Annotated in this window: 26 protein-coding genes; 12 read left to right on the top strand and 14 right to left on the bottom strand. The window is 64.2% G+C overall.

The annotated features are described in order from the left end of the window. The 6 genes from V6M39_RS16480 to V6M39_RS16505 all read right to left on the bottom strand — a co-directional run. Nucleotides 1-1,136: acyl-CoA dehydrogenase family protein (locus V6M39_RS16480; RefSeq protein ID WP_332644903.1), on the bottom strand; the 1,136-nt coding region annotated here is incomplete at its 3' end. Then, the gene (locus tag V6M39_RS16485; protein ID WP_332644904.1) at nt 1,133-2,881 is read right to left on the bottom strand and encodes an acyclic terpene utilization AtuA family protein; all 1,749 of its coding nucleotides are present in this window, start codon (nt 2,879-2,881) and stop codon (nt 1,133-1,135) included. The genes V6M39_RS16480 and V6M39_RS16485, both read right to left, overlap by 4 nt. Then, entirely contained in the window at nt 2,878-3,684 is an 807-nt protein-coding gene (locus V6M39_RS16490) for a TIGR03084 family metal-binding protein (protein ID WP_332644905.1), read from the bottom strand. Before V6M39_RS16490 ends, V6M39_RS16485 begins: the two co-directional genes overlap by 4 nt. Then, nucleotides 3,681-4,289 carry a TetR/AcrR family transcriptional regulator gene (locus V6M39_RS16495; protein WP_332644906.1) on the bottom strand — a complete coding sequence of 203 codons (609 nt, stop codon included), beginning with the start codon at nt 4,287-4,289 and terminating at the stop codon, nt 3,681-3,683. The genes V6M39_RS16490 and V6M39_RS16495 overlap by 4 nt, the downstream gene beginning before the upstream one ends. A gap of 102 nt (nt 4,290-4,391) precedes the next feature. Next, nucleotides 4,392-5,207, bottom strand: coding sequence for a hypothetical protein (locus tag V6M39_RS16500; protein WP_332644907.1), 816 nt, complete (start codon nt 5,205-5,207; stop codon nt 4,392-4,394). Nucleotides 5,208-5,367: 160 nt separating this feature from the next. Then, nucleotides 5,368-6,171, bottom strand: a complete 804-nt coding sequence (locus V6M39_RS16505) for a hypothetical protein (protein ID WP_332644908.1) — start codon at nt 6,169-6,171, stop codon at nt 5,368-5,370. A 179-nt stretch (nt 6,172-6,350) separates the two neighbouring features. On the opposite strand from V6M39_RS16505, the gene V6M39_RS16510 reads away from it, so the two are divergent. From V6M39_RS16510 to V6M39_RS16520, 3 genes are all read left to right on the top strand, one after another. Then, a complete protein-coding gene (locus V6M39_RS16510; RefSeq protein ID WP_332644909.1) occupies nt 6,351-7,853 on the top strand; it encodes a hypothetical protein in 1,503 nt (500 codons plus the stop codon). Between the two features lie 99 nt (nt 7,854-7,952). After that, nucleotides 7,953-8,846 (top strand): hypothetical protein, encoded by an 894-nt coding sequence (locus tag V6M39_RS16515; protein WP_332644910.1) that lies wholly within the window; start codon nt 7,953-7,955, stop codon nt 8,844-8,846. A gap of 62 nt (nt 8,847-8,908) precedes the next feature. Then, nucleotides 8,909-9,487, top strand: a complete 579-nt coding sequence (locus V6M39_RS16520; RefSeq protein ID WP_332644911.1) for a class F sortase — start codon at nt 8,909-8,911, stop codon at nt 9,485-9,487. A 65-nt stretch (nt 9,488-9,552) separates the two neighbouring features. On the opposite strand, the gene V6M39_RS16525 is transcribed toward V6M39_RS16520, so the two are convergent. After that, complete coding sequence (locus V6M39_RS16525) at nt 9,553-10,677, bottom strand: alpha/beta hydrolase (protein ID WP_332644912.1); 1,125 nt, start codon at nt 10,675-10,677, stop codon at nt 9,553-9,555. A gap of 107 nt (nt 10,678-10,784) precedes the next feature. Here V6M39_RS16525 and V6M39_RS16530 point away from each other — a divergent pair, with 107 nt between their 5' ends. Beyond that, nucleotides 10,785-11,546, top strand: a complete 762-nt coding sequence (locus tag V6M39_RS16530; RefSeq protein WP_332644913.1) for a sulfite exporter TauE/SafE family protein — start codon at nt 10,785-10,787, stop codon at nt 11,544-11,546. A gap of 5 nt (nt 11,547-11,551) precedes the next feature. Here V6M39_RS16530 and V6M39_RS16535 read toward each other — a convergent pair whose 3' ends face one another. Further along, nucleotides 11,552-12,220: an SIMPL domain-containing protein gene (locus tag V6M39_RS16535; RefSeq protein WP_332644914.1), complete on the bottom strand. Its 669-nt coding sequence runs from the start codon at nt 12,218-12,220 to the stop codon at nt 11,552-11,554. A gap of 112 nt (nt 12,221-12,332) precedes the next feature. Between V6M39_RS16535 and V6M39_RS16540 the strand changes: the two genes are divergently transcribed. Continuing rightward, nucleotides 12,333-13,820, top strand: a complete 1,488-nt coding sequence (locus tag V6M39_RS16540; RefSeq protein ID WP_332644915.1) for a flavin-containing monooxygenase — start codon at nt 12,333-12,335, stop codon at nt 13,818-13,820. On the opposite strand, the gene V6M39_RS16545 is transcribed toward V6M39_RS16540, so the two are convergent. After that, nucleotides 13,811-14,284 carry a winged helix-turn-helix transcriptional regulator gene (locus V6M39_RS16545; protein WP_332644916.1) on the bottom strand — a complete coding sequence of 158 codons (474 nt, stop codon included), beginning with the start codon at nt 14,282-14,284 and terminating at the stop codon, nt 13,811-13,813. The genes V6M39_RS16540 and V6M39_RS16545 overlap by 10 nt on opposite strands. An 87-nt stretch (nt 14,285-14,371) precedes the next feature. Between V6M39_RS16545 and V6M39_RS16550 the strand changes: the two genes are divergently transcribed. Both V6M39_RS16550 and V6M39_RS16555 read left to right on the top strand, forming a co-directional pair. Next, a complete protein-coding gene (locus V6M39_RS16550) occupies nt 14,372-14,872 on the top strand; it encodes a PaaI family thioesterase (RefSeq protein ID WP_332644917.1) in 501 nt (166 codons plus the stop codon). A gap of 43 nt (nt 14,873-14,915) precedes the next feature. Beyond that, nucleotides 14,916-16,235 carry an ATP-dependent 6-phosphofructokinase gene (locus tag V6M39_RS16555; protein ID WP_332644918.1) on the top strand — a complete coding sequence of 440 codons (1,320 nt, stop codon included), beginning with the start codon at nt 14,916-14,918 and terminating at the stop codon, nt 16,233-16,235. 23 nt (nt 16,236-16,258) lie between these two features. Here the strand turns inward: V6M39_RS16555 and rpsN are convergent, their stop codons facing one another. From rpsN to rpmB, 3 genes are read right to left on the bottom strand one after another with little or no spacing between them, the layout of a single operon-like run. Beyond that, complete coding sequence (gene rpsN / locus V6M39_RS16560; protein ID WP_332644919.1) at nt 16,259-16,564, bottom strand: 30S ribosomal protein S14; 306 nt, start codon at nt 16,562-16,564, stop codon at nt 16,259-16,261. Then, complete coding sequence (gene rpmG, locus V6M39_RS16565) at nt 16,564-16,731, bottom strand: 50S ribosomal protein L33 (protein WP_332644920.1); 168 nt, start codon at nt 16,729-16,731, stop codon at nt 16,564-16,566. Before rpmG ends, rpsN begins: the two co-directional genes overlap by 1 nt. Beyond that, entirely contained in the window at nt 16,731-16,967 is a 237-nt protein-coding gene (gene rpmB / locus V6M39_RS16570; RefSeq protein ID WP_332644921.1) for a 50S ribosomal protein L28, read from the bottom strand. The genes rpmG and rpmB overlap by 1 nt, the downstream gene beginning before the upstream one ends. Nucleotides 16,968-17,027: 60 nt before the next feature. On the opposite strand from rpmB, the gene V6M39_RS16575 reads away from it, so the two are divergent. From V6M39_RS16575 to ykgO, 4 genes are read left to right on the top strand one after another with little or no spacing between them, the layout of a single operon-like run. After that, nucleotides 17,028-17,270 carry a type B 50S ribosomal protein L31 gene (locus tag V6M39_RS16575; protein WP_332644922.1) on the top strand — a complete coding sequence of 81 codons (243 nt, stop codon included), beginning with the start codon at nt 17,028-17,030 and terminating at the stop codon, nt 17,268-17,270. Beyond that, complete coding sequence (locus tag V6M39_RS16580) at nt 17,267-18,340, top strand: CobW family GTP-binding protein (RefSeq protein WP_332644923.1); 1,074 nt, start codon at nt 17,267-17,269, stop codon at nt 18,338-18,340. Before V6M39_RS16575 ends, V6M39_RS16580 begins: the two co-directional genes overlap by 4 nt. A 15-nt stretch (nt 18,341-18,355) precedes the next feature. Continuing rightward, on the top strand, nt 18,356-18,532 hold the full coding sequence (gene rpmF, locus V6M39_RS16585; RefSeq protein WP_332644924.1) for a 50S ribosomal protein L32: 177 nt from the start codon (nt 18,356-18,358) through the stop codon (nt 18,530-18,532). Beyond that, nucleotides 18,529-18,651, top strand: a complete 123-nt coding sequence (gene ykgO / locus V6M39_RS16590; RefSeq protein WP_332644925.1) for a type B 50S ribosomal protein L36 — start codon at nt 18,529-18,531, stop codon at nt 18,649-18,651. The genes rpmF and ykgO overlap by 4 nt, the downstream gene beginning before the upstream one ends. On the opposite strand, the gene V6M39_RS16595 is transcribed toward ykgO, so the two are convergent. Then, a complete protein-coding gene (locus V6M39_RS16595) occupies nt 18,648-19,220 on the bottom strand; it encodes a uridine kinase family protein (RefSeq protein ID WP_332644926.1) in 573 nt (190 codons plus the stop codon). The genes ykgO and V6M39_RS16595 overlap by 4 nt on opposite strands. 33 nt (nt 19,221-19,253) lie before the next feature. Between V6M39_RS16595 and V6M39_RS16600 the strand changes: the two genes are divergently transcribed. Then, nucleotides 19,254-19,412, top strand: a complete 159-nt coding sequence (locus V6M39_RS16600; RefSeq protein ID WP_332644927.1) for a hypothetical protein — start codon at nt 19,254-19,256, stop codon at nt 19,410-19,412. On the opposite strand, the gene V6M39_RS16605 is transcribed toward V6M39_RS16600, so the two are convergent. Next, nucleotides 19,386-20,144, bottom strand: a complete 759-nt coding sequence (locus V6M39_RS16605) for an SDR family oxidoreductase (protein WP_332644928.1) — start codon at nt 20,142-20,144, stop codon at nt 19,386-19,388. The genes V6M39_RS16600 and V6M39_RS16605 overlap by 27 nt on opposite strands. Nucleotides 20,145-20,226: the final 82 nt, after the last annotated feature.

Genomic DNA, 20,226 nt, shown 5'->3' on the forward strand with positions numbered 1-20,226 from the left:
GCGGCCAGGTCGTTCAGGACTTCGGTGGCGCCGCCGCCGATGCCGAGGATGCGGGCATCGCGGTAGTGCCGGTCGATCTCGGACTCGCGCATGTAGCCCATGCCGCCGAAGATCTGCACGGCTTCGGAGACAACCCACTCGCATGCCTCGACGGACTGGTTCTTGGCCATCACCGCGTCGAGGATGATCGCCGGATCCGTGTTGTCTCCGTGTACAGCGCGCTCGACGGCCTGGCGGGTCAGCGCACGAGCGGCTGACGTACGGCGGTGCATCTCGACGAGCTTGTGGCGGATGACCTGCCGGGTGATCAGCGGCTTGCCGAATGTCTCGCGCTCACGGGCGTACGCAACAGCGAGGTCGAGAGCACGCTGCGCGGTCGCGTAGCCCTGGACAGCGAGGCCGAGTCGTTCGCTGACGAACTGCTGCATGACCAGCACGAAGCCACCGTCGACCTCGCCGACGATCTGGCTCGCGGGCACTCGTACGTTGTCGAAGCTGAGCTCGGCGGTGTCCGAGCAGTGCCAGCCCATCTTGCGCAGCGGGCGCGCAACGGTGAAGCCAGGCAGCCCCTTGTCGATGACCAACAGGCTGATGCCCGCGTAGCCTTCGCCGCCGGTACGCACAGCGGTGGTCACGAAGTCGGCACGTACTCCGGAGGTGATGAACGTCTTCGCGCCATTGACCACGAAGTCGTCACCGTCGCGTACTGCCTTCGTACGAATGTTGGCGACATCAGAACCGCCACCGGGCTCGGTGATGCCGAGCGATCCGATCATCTCGCCGGCCAGAGTCGGCCGCACGTAACGGTCGATCAGATCGGCATTGCCCGAAGCGACGATGTGCGGGAGCGAGATGCCGTGGGTGAACAGTGCTGCGATGAGCCCGGACGAACCGCCGGCCTGGATGAGCGACTCGGTGACGGTCGAGCCGTCGATCAGATCGCCGCCCTGACCACCGACCTCCGACGGGAAGGCGACGCCCAGCAGCCCTGCCGAGGCGGCTTTGGCGTGCACGTCGCGCGGCACCTCGCCAGCGTCTTCCCACGCCGGGAGATGCGGCACGAGCTCCTTCTCGGTGAAGGAGGTGACCATGTCACGCAGCGCAGTGCGCTCCGCCGTGTCCCAGAGCGTGCTCACAGCACACCAGCCACAAGCGCGTCGGGGAGGAGCTTCGACGGGATCGCGCAATCGCGGGCGCGCAACCATTCACCGAGTCCCTTGGCCTGTGGGTCAAGGCGAGTCGATGATGCGACACCCTCCCCGAGCAGTCCGTGGATCACGATGTTGACGGCATGGAGGTTGGGCAGCGGATGGATCTCCAGCTCGAGGGTTGCCGCTTCAGGCAGCAGCTCACGTACCGTCGACTCGTCCAGGAAGCTCACGAGCCACGCGTACGCCGCGTCGACGTCGGGATGGTCGGCCGGGATCCAGACGCCGACATTGGCGTCTCCTCCCTTGTCGCCCGACCGCGCATAAGCCAAACGACCGAGTGGCGCGCGTACGACCTCGCCCAGCCAGTCGGCCTCCGGTGCATCGGGCGACGAGCTCGCTGAGACGTCATCGGCGATCTGCTTCGTGGTGGTCGGCGGGGCAATCTCGATGCGGTTGCCATCGCGATCCACGACGGTGTGCGGCACCTGGTCCTGTGGGACGTACGCCGCGCGATAGATGCCGAACGGCGTACCGGCCGCAGGTGGGCGGGTGACGCTGAAGCCTGGGTAGGACGCCAGAGCCAGCTGGATGGCCGCGTCGCTGAACGTTCGACCCACCGGTCCAGCCTCTGCGCTCTTGACGCTGCAGCGCAGCAGCGAGGTCGCGGCGGCCTCGGTCGACGGATCGGGCACATCCGTACGGTCGAGGTGCCACTCGATCTCATCCGGAGGCATCGCAGCGAGGGCCTGGTTCATCTGGGTCTGGATCAGCGAGGCCTTCTCGGGGATGTCGAGACCCGTGAGCAGGAACTCGACGCTGTTGCGGAATCCGCCGATCGTGTTGAGGCAGACCTTGGTCGTCGGCGGCGGGGCTTCACCCTTCACACCGGTGATCGCGACCCGGTCAGGACCCTGCTGGGTCAGGGTCATCGTGTCGAGGCGGGTGCTGACGTCGGGGCCGAGGTACGAAGGTCCGCCGACCTCATAGACCAGCTGCGCCGTGACGGTATCGATCGTGACCGCTCCGCCAGTGCCTTCGTGCTTGGTGATGACGACCGATCCGTCTTCGGAGATCTCGGCGATCGGGAATCCCAGCGGTTTGGACGTGTCGATCGTGCCAAAGCCTGAGAAGTTGCCGCCCGTTGCCTGGGTGCCGCACTCGATGACGTGCCCAGCCACGACAGCCCCAGCCAGGGCGTCATGGTCCTCGCGACCCCATCCGAACTCCGCGATGGCCGGGCCGACCACGACGGACGCATCCGTGACGCGCCCCGTAACCACCACGTCGGCCCCTCCCTCCAAGGCCGACGCAATGCCGAATGCGCCGAGATAGGCATTCGCCGTCATGACGCTACCGAAGTTGAGCTCCTCTGCACGGCCAACCAGATCATCACCTTCGACATGGGTGATCGAGATCGTGAGTCCCTGCTCCGCGGCAATCGCGCGCAGGGCATCCGCGAGACCTGCCGGGTTGAGTCCGCCGGCGTTGGCAACGATCTTGACGCCGAGGTCCTTGGCGAGGGCCATCGAGTCGGTCATCTGCCTGACGAACGTCTTGGCGTATCCGAGCGACGCGTCCTTCATCCGGTCGCGGCCGAGGATCAGCATCGTCAGTTCTGCGAGGTAGTCGCCGGTGAGGTAGTCGAGCTCGCCGCCCTCGAGCATCTCGCGCATCGCCGAGAGGCGATCGCCGTAGTAGCCAGAGCAATTGCCAACACGAATAGTCTTCATCTGTCCGCCAGATCTCGTTCGGATAGGCGCAGTGGGTCATTGCCGGGCAAGCCCGCGAACGCCTGCGCGATCGTCAGCCACCGCGAAGCGTGCTCTCCCACCGCCTGAACGTCGACGTCCTCGTAATGGCGCCGGCGAGTGACCAGCAGCGCGAAGTCGTAGCCGTTGCCGGTGACTCGTTCGGCAGCGTCCTCGGGTCCCCAGGTCCAGAGATCCCCGTCAGGGCCCGTCAGCTCGACTCGCACGTCTCCTTCGGGGATCTCCTCGCCACGCATCAGGTAGGAGAAGCCGCGGGCTCGTACGCCGATGTGCGCGACGTGCTTGGCCCGCGACGTCTTGGGCACCTCGATGCCGAGCGCCTCGGCGACATCGTGGGAGTGCGCCCACGTCTCCATGACGCGTGCCGTGGCCATCGAGACCGGGCTCATCGGCGGTCCGAACCACGGGATCTTCTCGCCGTCGGGCACGGCGCGGAGTGCGGCTTGCAGCGACGAACGACCCTCGCGCCAGGTCGCGAGCAGCTCGGCCGGTGGGATGAGCGCCATCTCCTCGGCTGCTTCGTCGACGAAACCGGTCGGGTTGGCAGCGGCCGCCTTGAGCCCTTCAGCGAAGGCGGGCTCGTCCGTGATCGCGGTGACCGATGCCAGGTCGGTCCAGTGCAGGTGACCGATCTGGTGGGTGACCGTCCAGCCCTCGGGCGTAGTGACGGTCTCCCAGCCGGCCGCGTCGAGCACCGACACCCAGCCGTCGAGCTGAGCGCTCTCGGCATCGAGGTCGGTGAGCACCTGGTCGAGGATCGTCATGCAAGCTCCAGCTGTTGGTCGAGGATGGTCGCCCATGAGTCGAGGACGACTGATCGTCGCTTCGCGTCATCGGACAGGGACGCTGCGAGGCCGAGGCCGCGCAGCAGGTCGAGGGTGGCCTGGATGACCTCGCGGTTGTGACCGCGAGACTCGTCCACGCCGAGGAGCTCGAGCGCGTATGCGTGGGTCTCGCGACCGACGCGGCGCTCAAGGGGAGCGACGGACTCGCGGAGCTCGGCATCCGTACGCGCGGCAACCCACAGCTCGAGCGCGGCGAAGAACACCGGCGAGACGAACTGGGCCGACAGGATCTCCAGCACGGCGCGAGTGCGCCCAACTTCCGGAAGCTCGGCTGCGGCCCGGCGCATGTCATCACGGCGTCGTTCGGTGAGGTGTTCGACGGCGGCAACCACGAGATCCTGTTTGGTCGGGAAGTGGTGGAGTTGGGCACCACGGCTGACGCCAGCGCGCTTGCTGACGACGGTGGTCGTCGTACCGGACCAGCCGAGCTCGACCAGGCAGTCGATGGTCGCCTCCATCAGCCGCAGTCGCATCGTGCGAGTGCGCTCCCCTTGGGGAGTTCTCGACTGGGCTTGGGTGCTCACCGATCCAGCATGCGGCCAATCCCACAAACAGTCAAGCCTGATTGTTTGTGATTTGGCTATGCGAAAGCCCGGCCGACGATGTCGGCCGGGCCCTCGTCAGTCTCAGTAATCTTGCGGCAGGTACTTCGAGCAGAGCACTTCTGGCTCGCCGACTCCGATCACAGTGGCGTTTCCGTTGAGCTTGTACGCCTTGAGAGCCAAGTACCTCGTCTTGTAGAGCGGTTCGTAGAGGAACTCGACGCTTCCCAGGGCATAGTTTTCAGCGCTGTCGTTCGAGGTTCCATCAATGCTGATGATGAACCGGCCTATTGCTCCTGGTACCGACTCGAAGTCGTCGATGCCTGCGAAGCCTCGCAGCCTGATGCACTTCTCCTGCAGGTCCCATTTGGTGTAGCGAGTGCTGACCTGGCCCACAAGGGGATCCTTGATCTGCCACGAATCGTCCGCGCTTTCCTCATCCGCGAAGAACTCATCGTTGCCGTCGACGTAACGCCGAGAGTCGCCGTATATGGCATCCATGTAGGCGAGCGACTGCCAGCCGTAGATCGTCTTCGTAACAGTCGGGCTGGCGCCTGAGGTGTATCCCCCGGACCCAACGACCTTGGCACGGAACTTCAACGATCCGATCTTGTAGTCCAGCTCTGCCGGTGTCACCCGCTCGGCGTATTCGCCGTCAGCGTCGGTCAAGGTCGTGTCAACAGTCGTCCAGGTGCCACTGATGTAACGCTGCAGATGGACCGTCTTGCCGGCGGTGTCAGGCGAGATCGAGCCTCGGATGACAGGCCCGAGACCTGACTGAGCACTGCTCGTGGAAATGGACGCGGTCACCTGGTACGGCGCGGCTTCGGCCGGCGACATGATCGCGACAGGTATGGCGGCCACGATGGCGGCCGACACGATTGCGGTGGACTTGCGCATGAAATGCATCCTCCCTCGACGGTCACCGACAACCCGGCGACATTCCAATGTAGGACTCTTGACCGCAAACTTGCCAGCGTTCGAGCAAATTTTGAAAGAACATCCGACACACGCGCAAAAGCCCGGCCGACGTCGTCGGCCGGGCCTTCGTCAGCTCAGATCACTCGCTGGGGAGGTACTTCGAGCAGAGCACTTCCGGCTCGCCAACTCCGACGACAGTGTTCTCGTCGAGGTTGAGCCGCTTCGACTTGAAGGACAGGTACTGCGTCTTGTGGAGGTTCAGCGTGTCGAAAACCTTCACTTGGTACTGGTAGAGCGTCTTCGAGTAGTCGTACGTCGTGCCGTCCTGGCCGACGTAGAGCTTGCCCACGGCCCCTGTGCTCGACTCATAGTCGTCAAGTCCGGCGAAGGCGCGGAGCTTGAGGCACTTCTCCTGCAAGTTCCACTTGGTGTAGCCCACGCCATCGTCAGCGGAGCGCCATCCCTCGTCCGCGTAGTAGTTGGTGTCGACCGTGAGCTCATGGTTGCCGTCAACAAAGCGCAACGAGTCGCCCGACGAGGCGTAGATGTACGCGAGGTTGATCCAGCCATAGATCGTCTTGGTGACGGTGCTGCTCTTGTAGGTTGTGCCCGCATTGTTGATGACTCTGGTCCGGAATTTCATCGATCCCAGGTCGTAGTCCAACTCATCGAAAGTCAGACGCTCGGCGTACCTACCGTTGCTGTCGGTTGTGTCTGTCGCGATGTTCGTCCATGCACCGCCGACGTATCGATCCAGGTAGACCGTCTTGTTAGGGGTGGCCGGTGACAGCGAACCCTTGATGACGGGACCGTCGCCGGACTGTGCACTAGTCGTGGAAATGGACGCACTCACTGTGTAGGGAGCGGCCTGCGCCGGTGACATGGTCACGGCTGTCGTCAGGGCCACGATCGCGGCCGAGAGAATGACGGTGAACTTGCGCATGTTACGCACCTCGCTCGAGTGTCACCGACCATCGGCGACAGCCCAAAGTAGGTCGAGCAAGCACCTTCGCGGAGCAGTCCGACGGAAGTCTAGGGAAATCCCTACCACCGGCTTTTGAAACACCGAATCGCATCGCGCGCGGTTCGATACGCTCAGATTTCTCCCAGCTAAGGACTCCCATGACTGAAGAGATTCCCGCCGTAAGCGAGCCCGTGAAGAGCAGCCGCAAGCGGTTCCTGATCATTGGCACGGCACTGGGTCTGGTCATCGGCCTGATCGGTGTGGGCGCGTTCGCCTGGCAGAAGCTCTCGGGCGGTGGCACCCAGCCGCACGATGTGCTCCCCTCTACGGTCGTCGCGTACGCGCGTATTGACGCCGACCCGTCGGCCAGCCAGAAGATCGCGATCCTGCGCCTGATCCGCAAGTTCCCGGAGCTCGCCAAGGAGCTCGGCATCACGAACGTCGACCAGGACATCCGCAAGCCCCTGCTGAAGGACCTCGTCGCGGAGTGCGACCTCGACTACGACAAGGATGTCGAGCCCTGGATCGGTCAACGCCTCGGCATCGCGTACGACTCCGAGCTCGAGTCACCGATCGTCGCCATACAGGTCAGCGACGAGGACAAGGCCCGCAAACCCATCAAGGAATTGGCAGACTGCGGCGACCCCGGCACGGACAGCGGCGTCGCCTTCCTCGACGGCTACGCCTTGTTGACGCCCGAGAAGGCCGACGCAGGCAAAGTCGCCGATGCGGCCACAACGAAGTCCCTGGCCGACAACACCACGTTCTCCGCGGACGTGGATGAGCTCGGCGAACAGGGCGTCTTCTCCGCCTGGGCAGACCTTGAGGGCATCAGCAAGAGCGACGCGATCGAAGAAGCGTTCGGTGCCGAGGTGGAGGACGCCCTCGTCGGCGCTTCCACTGCTGCCGTCACTCTGCGCGCCAACTCCTCATCACTCGAGCTGGCCGGGATCGCACACCTGGACGACAAGCCGGACGTCGTCCAGTCGACGAACCTCTCAGATCTGCCGGCAGACACCGCTCTCGCATTCGCCATCTCCGGATTCGGCGATCAGGCGAAAGAGCAGTTCGACGCCGGATTCATGAGTGGCTTCGCTGCCGATGGGCTCGACGCCGAAGCGGAGCTGAAGGCATTGGAGGACGAGTTCGGCCTCAAGCTGCCCGAAGACTTCGAAACCTTGTTTGGCGATGGGCTCATGCTCGCGGTCGGTGGGCGCAACCTCGAGACACTGCCGATGCTGTCGGGACCGGAGGACGTCGCCAACCTCGACATCGGACTCAAGCTGACGACTGATCCGACCAAGGGCGCGGACCTGGCCAAACGCCTGGTCGATCTCGCCGCCGAGGTGGGCTTCACCCTCGTCGCGACACCCACCGATGACGGCGTCGTGATCGCGACCAACGCCGAGGCGGCCGAGGCGTTCTCCGGAAACGGCAAGCTCGGCGACTCTGACAACTTCAAGGAGGCCGTCGCTCACCCGGGTGCGTTCCCCGCGATGTTCGTCAACATCGACACGATCCTCGAAGCCCTGTTGGCTTCCAACCCGCCACCGGACGTCGAGGACGTGCTCAACGAGCTGGAGCCGCTCTCAGCATTTGCCGTGTCGAGCACCTTCGACGACGAGCTCATCAAGGCGACAGTGAAGCTCACGCTCGACTGATTGCCCAAGCGGTCATCGGATTTGGTAACGGCGACACCCAGGGACCGGTAGAGTTCCGGCAACGGTTCTGCGATGAGAGCCACAATCGGGGGACCCCACATGACTTCATACGTTCGCCACGCCTTGTCCTTGCTTGCCACATTGGCGATGGTCTGCGGTCTCACGCTCGTCGGCGCCGCTCCGGCCCAGGCGGTCATCACCGTCGACCTGACCGCAAGCGAGACAACGATCAGCCTCGGTGACGAGTTCGACCTGTCCTGGACAAGCACCGACGCCATCACCCCCCTCGTCGCCAGCGGCGACTGGTCGGGCGACAAGGACACACCCGCTGGTTCCGAACCTGTGACGCCCCCCAGCATCGGAACCTTCACCTACACCCTCCTCGCCACTGACGAAAACGGGCGAGAAGCAACCGACACCGTGACCGTGGAGGTCGTCAACGCGCCCATCACACCTGCACCCGTAACCTTCGACGGGTGCGAAGTCATCGTGCCGTCGACTCCGAACGTGACGTACTTCGTTGACTATGGCGACGAAGACATCGAAGAGCTCGAAGCGGACACCTACCCCGCCGACTACTTTGACGTCGGAGGCCCCGTCCTGTTCTACGCCGAGGCGGCCGACGGCTTCTCGTTCGCTGACGAGGCAGTCACCGAATGGGAATACACCTCACCCGAAGAATGCTTCGGCGGCGCGGACCTGGTCACCACAACGGCGACGTGCGACTCGGTCACCTTCACAAACATCACCGATTCCGTCGTGACTGTCTTCTTCGGAAGCTTCGGTGAAGAACAGGAAGACGGTGAGTTCGAGCTGGAAGCTGGTGGCACCCACACCGTCGAGACGGATCGCGACCCCCTCGACTTCATCGCCTACGCCGGAGAAGAAGGCGAAGACGGAGTCCAGATTGACTCGAAAGACAAGCCGAACAACTGCGGTGGCGTCGATGACGACAGCGATCACCCGACCGTTGCCCCGGCCGCCGGTAAGTGACCCACGCAGCACTCTCTGACAATCCACCTTCGCGAAAGCGGAGGTGGATTGTTGCGTCGGCAGTGGTCCTCGTCCTCGCATGTGCCGGCGGCGCAGCATTCCTGCTGACTGCCGATGAGAAGCCTGAGGCGGCCACCCCTAAGACGACGCCGTCAACCGAGACCACGAAAGCGCAACCGGCCAAGTCCGGCGACCGTGTGATCATCCCGTCCCTCGACGTCGATGCGCCGATGCTGCCCGTCGGGACGACGTCCGAGGGTGCTCAAGAGGTGCCGTCCAGCATGGAAGCCACCGGATGGTGGAAGGACGGCAGCAAGCCAGGCCAGCCAGGGAACGCTGTGATCGTCGGTCACACCGCTTCCAAAGGTGACGGCGTGTTCGACGAGCTCGGCGACCTGGACAAGGGCGACAAGATCACGGTGTCGAGCGGCAAGAAGTCGCTGACGTACACGGTGACCAAGGAGCAGGTGCTCGAGGTCAGCAAGTTCGCAACCGTCGCCGACGAGATCTACCGGCGTACCGGGCCCAGCGGGATTGTGCTGATGACCTGCGGCGACTGGAACGGCACACGATTTGAGACGACAGTCATCATCACCGCCGTACTCAAGGTCAAAGCGGGCAACGGGAACTGGTCACGCTGACACTCTGTGCCCGAAACCGTAGGCGACCCCCAACGCCGACGACCCGCTGACGCCTGGGCGCGATCCTAGGCAGCGTCGTCGGGGACGAGCTCGCCGACGATGACTTCGTCATGCGCGTCGGGATCGACGACAGGCTCACGATCGAGCTCGCCGACAGCCCGGCTCGCGAATTCGGCCGCAAGCTGCAGCGCCATCTCGCTCTCTGGCAGCACTTTCGCCAGCACCGGGAACGCGTGCACCTGCTTGCGCCACAGATGCGTCTCCACCTCAACGCCGCGCACGGACAGCAGCAGAGCCATGGCCTCGACCTCAGGACGCAGCATCTCGTCCTCGACAGCGACCAGGAAGGTCGGCGAGGTGATGTAAGCGGCCCCGTGCAGCGGTGACGCGTAGCCCTCGATCGCCGAGCCCTCTGGTAGCCAGCGCTCGCGGATCTGGGCTATGCGACGAACAGGAAGGTAGGCGTCGCGATGGCGGATGATGCGTTCGACCGCCTTGTCCTCACGATCGGGATCGATGCTCAACAGCGGTGAGAAGCACAGGAGTGCAGCCGGCGCCTGGAGCCCCCGACGGTTGGCGAGCTCGGCAACCTTCATCGTCAGGTAGCCACCGGCGGAGTCGCCGGCAACAACGATCTTGTCCGGGTGGACGCTTTGCTCGAGCAGCGCCTCGTACGCCGTGATGACGTCCTGCACCGAGTCGGCGATGGCACCTTCGGGCAGCTGGACGTAGTCGACCGAGATGACGGTGGCGCCGGTCTTGCGGGCGAGCCGCTCGCAGATGCGGCGGTGGGTCTCGATGCTGCCGGAAAAGAATCCACCGCCGTGGAGATAGAGGATCGTCATGTCACTGGTCGTGCCGAAGCGGTGCACCATGGACTCGACGGGCACGCCGCCCAGCTCGAAACGGATCGACTCGACGTGGGGCGAGTGGGGTCGCCGTGCCGACAACCGGTCGATCGCCCGGATCGTCGCGAGTGACCGGTCGTTGAGCGGCGTGATGCTCAGCAGCGGCTTGAACACGAGCCGTGCGGCCCGCTGCAGCACCCGAGCGCGGAAGCTGTAGCTCTCGTGAACGACCGCCTTGTCATAGACAACGCGCATCGGGCCACGGCCAGGCAGCAGCTTGCGAACTGTGCTGCTGGGGCGTCGCCAGATCATGAGCCGCTTGCGCAGCTGGGTCCAGAACATACTTCGAGCATACCTACGGTATGCGTCGGGGCCAAGTCACCCGCAAGTATTTGCGCAGGTCAGAGGCATAATCAGCCGCGCCAGCTCGGGGGCGCTACGCTCAGGGAGTGCTCGAGGGCGTCGTGATCTTTGCCGCTGGAATCTGGGCGGGCATGATCAACACGATCGTCGGTTCGGGCACCCTCATCACCTTCCCGACGTTGCTGCTGTTCGGCTATCCCGCGCTGACCGCCAACGTCTCCAACAACATCGGCATCGTCGCTGGCGGCATCTCCGGAACGTATGGCTACCGCCATGAGGCCCGCGAGTTGATGCCTACGCTGATTCGCCTTGCACCCGCCGCGATCCTCGGCGCCATCACGGGCGCAGCCCTGCTGCTCACGCTCCCGGCCAGCTCGTTCGACGCGATTGTCCCGGCACTGATCGCGCTCGCGCTCATCATGGTCATCGTCGGCCCGTCGATCCAGCGTCGGGCGGCGCAACGCAAAGACCCCGACGACACTCGCCATGTCACTCCCGCGCTCATGGTGGCCATCTTCGGCCTCGGTATCTATGGCGGCTACTTCGGCGCAGCGCAGGGCATCTTGCTGATGGGCCTGCTCGGCATCACGCTGAGCGCTGGCATCCAAGCGATCAACGGACTCAAGAATGTGCTCGGCACTCTCTTCAACGCTGTTGCGGCCCTGGCATTCATGATCTTCGCGTGGGACCGGATCGACTGGAGGATCGTGGCGCTCATCGGTGGAGGCAGCTTGATCGGTGGCCTGCTCGGCTCCCGTATCGGCCGCCGCCTGCCGCCACTCGTGCTCCGGGGGCTCATCCTGTTGATCGGCACACTGGCGCTGATCAAGATCATCTGGTTCGACTAGGCCAGCTATTCAGCCGAGAAGCGAGCGTCCACCTCGACGTGGATGACGATCTGCTCTGGTGCAAGCGCGAGCGAGGGCCCGCCGCCCATGTCGGCTGCCCCCATCGCCATCACCTTGGCCGACCCGGGACCTGAGTCGAAGTCCTGAGGGCCGTTGCCGAGCATCCCCGGATCGGATAGCTGGAGGGCCACGACCTTGCCGCGGCGTACGGCGTTGGAATAGACCTGGGCCTTCGCCACCGCGTCGTCGACAGCTGCCTTGCGTGCCTCCGCCTCGTACGCGCGACGGTTCTTGACCGTCACGTCCCACGAGATGTAGCCAACCTCGATCCCGTCCTTGCCCGACCAGAAGTCGAGGAAACCGCTGAGCCGCTCGAAGTCGACGAACTCGGCAATGACCTGCACCCGCGCCACATGGACAACGTCGAGGCGCTTGCCCTCGTGGTCCCATGGGCGGTGGCTGAAGACGCGTACCTGATCGCTCGACCAGGTCGCCACGGCATCGAGGTCGACCAGCTCTCGCAGCTGCTTGGACAGCGGCTCCTGCAGCGCGACCGCGTCGGCGAACACCTTCGACTTGTCCGGCCCCTCGATCGAGGCAGCCATCGAGACGGTGGCTCGCTCGGCGGGATGGCGGGTCTCCGCGGATCCGCGGACGATGATTTCGAGCGTCATGAGGTCATGATGCCCCACAGATCGTCGCGCGAATGCGACATCGGGGTTGTCACATCGTCGGTCTGCTGTTTTACTTGAGTTCAAATACTCTCGGTATGTCAACGGAGGACCCATGACGGACACCAAGGTGCATGACGCGGCGATCATCGGCGCCGGCTTCGGCGGAATGGGCGCAGCGATCCAGCTCGGCCGTCTCGGTTTCAAGGATCTGGTGATCCTCGAGCGCGAAGACGACCTCGGCGGCACCTGGCATGTCAACCGCTACCCGGGCCTCGCAGTCGACATCCCTTCCTCGACGTACTCCTACTCCTTCGAGCCCAACCCCCATTGGTCGCGCCTGTACGCGCCCGGTGACGAGCTCAAGAAGTATGCGTCGCACGTCGCTGACAAGTACGACCTCCGCAAGCACATGCGCTTCAACTCCGTCGTCGAAGGCGCAGTCTGGGATGCCGAGAACGAGCACTGGACCGTCAACGTCGCCGGCGGCGAACGCCTCCACGCGCGCTACCTGCTGACGGCCACCGGATTCCTGTCCCAGCCGAAGATGCCCGACATCCCCGGTATTGAGACGTTCGCAGGCAAGGTCATCCACACCACGAAGTGGGACGACTCGTACGACCTCGCGGGCAAGAAGGCTGCCGTCATCGGCACCGGCGCGACCGCCGTACAGCTCATCCCCGAGATCGCGCCCACCCTGGCTGAGCTGACCGTCTATCAGCGCACTGCGATCTGGGTGACCCCCAAGTCAGACGCCAAGATCCCGAAGCGCGTCCGATCGATGTACGCGAGGGTGCCGCTGACCCAGCGCATCGTGCGCGGCTTCGGCTCCGGTGTGCTCGAGGTGCTCATGGTCGCGGCCGTGCTGAAGTACCGCCGCTTCAAGATGTTCAACAAGATTGCCGAGCGGGTCGCGAAGCGTCACATGGCTCGCCAGATCGACGATCCCGAGCTGCGCAAGAAGTTGACGCCGGACTACGACTTCGGCTGCAAACGTCCGACGTTCTCCAATGACTACTTCAAGGCGTTCACCCGCGACAACGTCAACCTCGAGACCACGTCGATCGAGCGGATCGAGCCGGATGGGATCGTCACCAGCGACGGCAACAAGACAACGATCGACACCTTGATCCTCGCGACCGGATTCAACCTCTGGGACGTCAACTTCCCGGCGATCGAGATCATCGGACGCGACGGCCGCAACCTCGGCAAGTGGTGGCGAGACAACCGCTTCCAGGCATACGAAGGCGTCGCCGTGCCGCACTTCCCGAACTTCCTGACCCTCGCGAGTCCCTACTCGTACAGCGGTCTGTCCTACTTCACGACGATCGAGTCGCAAATGAAGCACATGAAGCGGTTGTTCGGTGAAGTCAGCAAGCGTCGCGCCTCGACGTTCGAGGTGACGCCGGAGGCCAATGCCGAGTTCCTCGACCGGATGACCGAGCGGCTCGAGGACTCCGTATTCGCCCTCGGCAGCTGCTCGACGGCGCGCAGCTACTACTTCAACCAGCACGGTGAAGCGGCGATCCTGCGACCGACGTCAACGATCAACGCCTTCCGCGAAGCGGGCCGCTTCCCACTCGAGGCCTACTCCTACGCCTGAACCAGTAGGCGTGCGCCGGGCAGCGGTATGAGCTCGGCCCGGGTGGTGGTGTCGATCGGGTGGCCCGCGTCGCAAGTCAGGTGGGTGTGGATCGCCTCGCCGCAGTCGCGGTGGTGCAGCGCGACCGGAGGGCCATCAACGCCTGCGCGATGCTTGTCGCCGAAGTCCATGAGCGCGACCAGAACCGTTCGCAGGTCTCGTCCGGCCGCGGTCAGCACGTACTCCTGGCGAGCTCGCTCGCCCTCTGCCTTGTAGTCACGTCGTTCGACGAGGCCTTCGTCGACGAGCAACTTCAATCGCTTCGCGAGCACATCCCGGGCAATGCCGAGGTGGGACTGCAGCGCATCGAAGCGACGTACCCCGTTGAACAGATCGCGAACGACCAGCACGGTCCAGCGATCGCCGAGAACCTCCGCGGTTCGCGCGATCGAACAGCTCGACGAGTCGTAGTCGGACCAGCCCATACGTCCTCCTGAGATCTGGCTCACTCTAAGTTTGGATTGCCAACTCAGATGCTACGCTCTTTTGGTCCGCACCGAAAGGGACCTGTCATGACCATCGAGCTCGAGCAGAAGTCCAAGACCATCACTTGGGTTGACCCGCACCCGCAGGCAGCCGCTGCGCTGACGATGAGCGGGCTCGACTACTTGCAGGCGATGATCGACGGCAAGCTCCCCGCCCCACCGATCGCGAGCCACATCAACCTCGAGATCGCCAGCGTTGCCCCCGGCGAGGCCGTCATGGCGGCGACTCCGGACGAGTCGCACTACAACCCGATCGGCTCGGTGCACGGCGGCTTCTTCGCGACGCTGCTCGACTCTGTGTGCGGGTGCGCTGTCCAGACGACGCTGCCGGTCGGCACTGCGTACACCTCACTCGATCTGAACGTCAGCTTCCTGCGCGGCATCACCTCCGACACCGGCCGGGTCGTCGCCCACGGCCGGGTCACCAAGCCGGGCTCGCGAGCGGCATTCGTCGAAGCCGACATACGCGATTCGGACGGTCGCTTGCTGGCCACGGCGACCTCGACGTGCCTGATCTTCAAGCCCTGAAACCACTGTGAAACGTGAGGGTTTCCTCATATAGGATTGACCCGTGGTCACCCTCGACGATCTTCAGGTCAGCTCACTCGGTCCGTGCACGGTTGATTCGCCGTTGGCGCTGTACGTCGGCGGTCGCACTACCAACGAGTACTACGTCGGTGAGCACGACCGGATCCTGTACGACGACACCCTCGCGCTGATCGAGTCCCGCGGAGTCCAGCTCGAGGACCTGCCGACCTTCGAGTCAGGTGGCCCGCGCGACAAGATCTTCTTCGACCCTGCAACCACCAAAGTTGCCGTCGTGACCTGCGGCGGACTGTGCCCCGGGCTCAATGACGTCATCCGCGCCATAGTCCTTGAGCTCTACACGCACTACGGCGTACGCGATGTGGTCGGCTTCCAGCACGGGTACGCCGGCTTCGTTCCAGAGCTCGGCCATGACATCGTTCAGCTGACTCCCGAGTCGGTCGCGCGCATCAACGAGCGCGGCGGCACGGTGCTCGGGACGTCGCGCGGCGCGCAGGATCCCGCCGTCATCGTCGACCGGCTGGTCGACGAGGGCATCAACATCCTCATGGTGATCGGCGGCGACGGCTCGATGCGCGGTGCCCACAACATCGTGGTCGAGATCGAACGACGTGGACTCACGATCGGTGTCGTTGGCGTGCCCAAGACGATCGACAACGACATCCCCCACATCGGCCAGAGCTTTGGCTTCTCGACGGCATTCGCCAAGGCAGCGGAGTCGATCAAGGCGGCGCGGGTCGAGGTGGAGGCGGCCGTCGGTGGTATCGGCATCGTCAAGGTGATGGGCAGGCATGCCGGCTTCATTGCGTGCTACGCCGCACTCGCCAACCACGACGCGGATTTCGTCTTGATCCCCGAGGTCGACTTCTCACTGGACGGCGACAACGGACTGCTCGCCCTGCTCGAACGACGCGTTGCCGCACGTGGAAGCGCCGTGATCGTGCTGGCCGAAGGAGCCGGGCAGCACCTCATACCGGCGAGTGATCGTATGGACCCGAGCGGCAACACCGTTCTCGGCGACATCGCACGTTATCTGCGCGAGCAGATCACCAAGCACTTCGCCAACGCGGACCAGCCACTGACGATGCGCTACTTCAATCCCGGCTACGCGATCCGCTCGGTGCCGGCAGATGCTTCCGACTCGGTCTACTGCGCCCGCCTGGCCCAGACTGCAGTCCATGCTGCGATGGCAGGCCGAACTGACATCGTCGTCGGGCGTCGGCGCCATCGCTTCGTCAACGTGCCGATCCCGTTCGTGACGCAGGGCTCGCACAATGTCTCGCCCGAGGGTGACCTGTGGCTGAGCGTCCTCGAATCAACGGCTCAGCCCTTCTCGATCTCCTGAAACCGAGCGATTGAATCGGGCAGCTACCAGCTCGACTTGGTGACACCCGGGAGCTCGCCTCGATGAGCCGCCGCCCTGAACCGTATGCGGGACAGTCCCGCTTTGCGGACGTAGCCGCGCGGCCGCCCGTCCACCTGGTCGCGATTGCGCACCCGCACGGCTGACGAATCGCGTTTCATCCGGGACAGCGCCCGGCTCGCCTCAACACGCTCCTCGAGGCTCAGTCTCGTGTCGCGGCTTGCGGCGCGTAGGGCCGATCGCCGCCCGGCCATGCGCTGGACCATCTGCCGACGCCGCTCATTCGCGACGATCTTGCTGCGCTTCGCCATCAGCGCTCCTCCCGAAACTCGACGTGGCGTCGTACGACCGGATCGAACTTCCGAAGGACCATCCGTTCAGGATCGTTACGCCGGTTCTTGCGAGTGACATAGGTGTGGCCGGTTCCAGCTGTCGAGCGAAGCTTGACGATGGGGCGCAGCTCATTTCCTTTGCTCATCAGACCCGCCCTCCTCTGGCCAGGATCGACGCGACGACGGCGTCGATGCCGCGCACGTCAATCGTCTTGATTCCGCGCGCGCTGACTCGCAGCGTGACCTGACGGCCCAAGCTCGGGACCCAGTAGCGCTTGCGCTGGATATTGGCGTCGAACCGCCGATTGGTCCGTCGATGTGAGTGCGAGACGTTGTGCCCGAACCCCACTTCCGCCCCAGTGACCTGACACACGCGAGACATTCATGACTCCTTATGTAGAATGACAATCATTCTCATTAAGCCTACTCGAAAGCCAAACCCATGAAGCACGGCATCCATCCGCACTATGCGCCCGTGGCGTTCCGCGACAGGTCGGGCGATCTCACCTTCGTCTCCGCCTCGACTCTGACGAGCTCCACGACCATCGAGATCGACGGCACGACCTATCCCGTCATCGACGTCGAGATCTCTACTGCGAGCCACCCGTACTGGACCGGCAAGGGGCGCGTGCTCGACACCGAGGGGCGCGTCGAGAAGTTCAACCGTCGCTACGGAAACGCATGAGCACCCCGCTCGTCCTCATCACGGGGATCGACGCTGACGCCATGGCAAGCACGATGATCGGCCTGCAGTGGGACACGCCGAATGCGGTGACAGTGCGGCACACGATCGACGTCGACCGCCAAGTTCTCACACGCATCGTCAGTGACGCCGCAGGAGTCGTCGAACGTACGCACATTGATCTCGATCATGCGTGCGTCGGCTGTGCATTGCGCGAGGACGTCATGCCGACGCTCGAGCGGTTGGCTCGCGACGGCCGGTGGGGATCGATCATTGCCCACCTCCCGGTCGCCGCTGAGGCAACCCAGGTGTGCCGGATCCTCTCGACTGAGCACCCCATTGGCTCGGTGCTGCATGTCGCCGCGGTACTCGCCGTCGTCAACGGCCCGACCGCTCGTGCTGACCTCCTCGGTGACGACTTGCTGCGCGAACGCCACCTGCACACGTCAGCCGAGGACGGCCGAGGTGTCGCCGAGACGCATGCCGCGATGATCGAGTACGCCGACGCCGTGGTCATCGTCGACGAAATCGACGAGACGGATCGAGTTCTCACGTCAGCCATGCTGCGGCCGGGCGCAGTGGTGTTCACCGACCACCTGGCGATCGATGTCGTAGAACTGATCGCCCGCCGTCGGCTGCACGATGAAGCCGAGGACTGGGTGGACCCGACATACGCGGGCGAGTTCGATCCAATCGAGATCGGCGAGGTGTGGACCGTCGAGCTGCGATCAGACCGGCCGTTCCACCCGGACCGCTTGATGGAGAACCTCGAAGGTCTCGCCGGCGACGCTCGCCGGTCGCGCGGCTGCTTCTGGCTGCCGACCCGGCCAGACACGATCTGCCAGTGGGACGGCGCTGGCGGACAGCTCAGCGTCGGACCGTGCAGCCACGGCACCACCGAGACACACACCCGTCTCCTCGTGACTGGAATCGACGACGGCAAGGACTCGCTCCTGGCGCTGTTCGAGCACTGCCTGCTCACCGATGACGAACTCGCGACACGGGGCGTCATCTGGGAGTCCGATCAGGACGGCTTCGAGCCCTGGCTCGGCCCCGTCCGACTAGCCGCCTGACCAGAAGGAGCTGTCATGGCCGTACCCAAACGCAAGATGTCCCGAAGCAACACCCGTCATCGCAGATCCAGCTGGAAGGCCCAGCCGGTTCAGCTCGTCCCGATCACGGTCGACGGGGTCGAGCACCGCGTCCCGCGTCGCCTCGTCCGCGCTGTCCAGCGCGGACTCTACGTTCCCAAGGAGCACCCATGAAGGTCCGCAACTCACTCCGCTCGCTCAAGAACCAGCCAGGCGCCCAGGTCGTACGCCGGCGCGGTCGCACGTTTGTGATCAACAAGCAGAACCCACGCTTCAAGGGTCGCCAGGGCTAGTTCGCTCGATACAGCAGGTCTGCCTGGCCAATCGGGTCGTACGTCTTGGCGAACTCGCGATCGTTCGGGACCCACACCTCGTCCCACAGCGCGTCATGATCGCTGCCTGCCTGTCGATCACGCTGGATCCCCTGCTTGGCGGCTGTCTCGAGGTCGACATCGACCCAGACAGTCAGATCGAAGCAGCCCTCAAGCTCAGGGTGAAGCAGCGCTATCGCGTCAACGATGAGGACCGTCGCCTCGGGCAGTGTGGTCAACGGTCCGAGTGCTCCAACGTTCCAGTCATACGGGCGATAGATCGCGGGCTCGCCGCGACGGAACGGCTCAACGACCTCGGACCTGATGCGGCTGCGTTCGACGCCGTCCCAGTCCCGAGACCGCAGATGGGATCTCATCGGGTCGAGGAAGTCGTCGCCGTGTAGTCGAACGCTGCCGGGGACAGCCTCGACCAAGGCTCGGCTCAGGGTCGACTTCCCCGCGCCACCGAAGCCGGTGATCGCCACCACGATTCGCGGAACGGTCGGCCGAAGGTGGTCGATCGCTTCGATGATGTCTTCCAGATCCGCCACCAGAGCAGCGTACGAGGGCACTAAAATGTTCGTATGACCGAGTGGATCCTGATCATCGGAGGCATCATCCTCGGTCTTGTGCTGGCCACCCATGCCGCAGGCGTCGGCTTCATTGCCACCCGGGTGTTCATCTCAGGCCGCAAGAAGCTCAAACAGTTCAGTCCATTAGACAAGCTTGCGCACGACGCCTAGTGGCGCGTGCTTCATGACCTTGCCGATCGGCGCCCACGGCCAGGCTGGCACGGCGGCGTCGACGACCTCGGCCTCGATCTTCTTGACCAGCGCCTTGCAGCCCGTCTCGGTGTCGACCATCATCCGCGCCTCCTTCTGCACTGCCTCGTTCATCTCCGAGGCGATGTAGCCGGGGTAGAGCGTGGTGACCTTGATGTCGTGACCCTTGCGACCGATGAGGTCTGAGCGAATGCCCTCCGCGAGCATCGCGACAGCGGACTTGGTCGCCGCATATGTCGTCATGGCCGACGGCATACCGCGCATCGCCGACATTGAGGAGATGACGACAAGGTGGCCAGCCTTGCGTTCGTAGAAGTGCTCCATCGCCGCTTCGCACTGCGCCAGAGCTGCCACGAAGTTGGTCTCGGCCGTCTGCTTGTTGGCGTAGAACTTGCCGGTGCCGATGCGACCGCCCTTGCCGAGGCCAGCGTTGACGATGACCCGGTCAAGCCCGCCGAGCTCGCCGATGGCCATCTTGAACACCGCAAACACCTGGTCGTGATCGTTGACGTCGAGCTCGTGCACCACGACCTCGATCGTGGGATTGGCCTCGACGAGCTCGGCCTTGAGCGCAACGAGTCGGTCCACGCGGCGCGCGGTCAGAGCCAGATTGTGGCCCTTGGCAGCGAGGATGCGGGCCATACCGGCGCCAAGGCCGGAGCTTGCTCCGGTGATCAGAACGTTCTTGCGCATGTCAGTCCTTCTTCGCCATCTGGAATGAAGCCTTCTTCATCATCGAGTAGTACAGCGGGCGCGCAAATCGCTTGGCCGCGTA

Source organism: Aeromicrobium sp. (genome assembly GCF_036675695.1).
Lineage (GTDB): Bacteria > Actinomycetota > Actinomycetes > Propionibacteriales > Nocardioidaceae > Aeromicrobium.

Bases quoted from the DNA above. Each gene is read 5' to 3' on its own strand.
- V6M39_RS16510 (WP_332644909.1), top strand. From the start codon at position 6,351: ATGACTGAAGAGATTCCCGCCGTAAGCGAGCCCGTGAAGAGCAGCCGC.
- ykgO (WP_332644925.1), top strand. From the start codon at position 18,529: ATGAAGGTCCGCAACTCACTCCGCTCGCTCAAGAACCAGCCAGGCGCC.
- rpmF (WP_332644924.1), top strand. From the start codon at position 18,356: ATGGCCGTACCCAAACGCAAGATGTCCCGAAGCAACACCCGTCATCGC.
- V6M39_RS16525 (WP_332644912.1), bottom strand. From the start codon at position 10,677: ATGTTCTGGACCCAGCTGCGCAAGCGGCTCATGATCTGGCGACGCCCC.
- rpsN (WP_332644919.1), bottom strand. From the start codon at position 16,564: ATGGCGAAGCGCAGCAAGATCGTCGCGAATGAGCGGCGTCGGCAGATG.
- rpmB (WP_332644921.1), bottom strand. From the start codon at position 16,967: ATGTCTCGCGTGTGTCAGGTCACTGGGGCGGAAGTGGGGTTCGGGCAC.
- V6M39_RS16505 (WP_332644908.1), bottom strand. From the start codon at position 6,171: ATGCGCAAGTTCACCGTCATTCTCTCGGCCGCGATCGTGGCCCTGACG.
- V6M39_RS16605 (WP_332644928.1), bottom strand. From the start codon at position 20,144: ATGCGCAAGAACGTTCTGATCACCGGAGCAAGCTCCGGCCTTGGCGCC.
- V6M39_RS16550 (WP_332644917.1), top strand. From the start codon at position 14,372: ATGACCATCGAGCTCGAGCAGAAGTCCAAGACCATCACTTGGGTTGAC.
- V6M39_RS16540 (WP_332644915.1), top strand. From the start codon at position 12,333: ATGACGGACACCAAGGTGCATGACGCGGCGATCATCGGCGCCGGCTTC.
- V6M39_RS16500 (WP_332644907.1), bottom strand. From the start codon at position 5,207: ATGCGCAAGTCCACCGCAATCGTGTCGGCCGCCATCGTGGCCGCCATA.
- V6M39_RS16535 (WP_332644914.1), bottom strand. From the start codon at position 12,220: ATGACGCTCGAAATCATCGTCCGCGGATCCGCGGAGACCCGCCATCCC.
- V6M39_RS16600 (WP_332644927.1), top strand. From the start codon at position 19,254: ATGACCGAGTGGATCCTGATCATCGGAGGCATCATCCTCGGTCTTGTG.
- V6M39_RS16485 (WP_332644904.1), bottom strand. From the start codon at position 2,881: ATGAAGACTATTCGTGTTGGCAATTGCTCTGGCTACTACGGCGATCGC.
- rpmG (WP_332644920.1), bottom strand. From the start codon at position 16,731: ATGAGCAAAGGAAATGAGCTGCGCCCCATCGTCAAGCTTCGCTCGACA.
- V6M39_RS16490 (WP_332644905.1), bottom strand. From the start codon at position 3,684: ATGACGATCCTCGACCAGGTGCTCACCGACCTCGATGCCGAGAGCGCT.
- V6M39_RS16545 (WP_332644916.1), bottom strand. From the start codon at position 14,284: ATGGGCTGGTCCGACTACGACTCGTCGAGCTGTTCGATCGCGCGAACC.
- V6M39_RS16575 (WP_332644922.1), top strand. From the start codon at position 17,028: ATGAAGCACGGCATCCATCCGCACTATGCGCCCGTGGCGTTCCGCGAC.
- V6M39_RS16515 (WP_332644910.1), top strand. From the start codon at position 7,953: ATGACTTCATACGTTCGCCACGCCTTGTCCTTGCTTGCCACATTGGCG.
- V6M39_RS16580 (WP_332644923.1), top strand. From the start codon at position 17,267: ATGAGCACCCCGCTCGTCCTCATCACGGGGATCGACGCTGACGCCATG.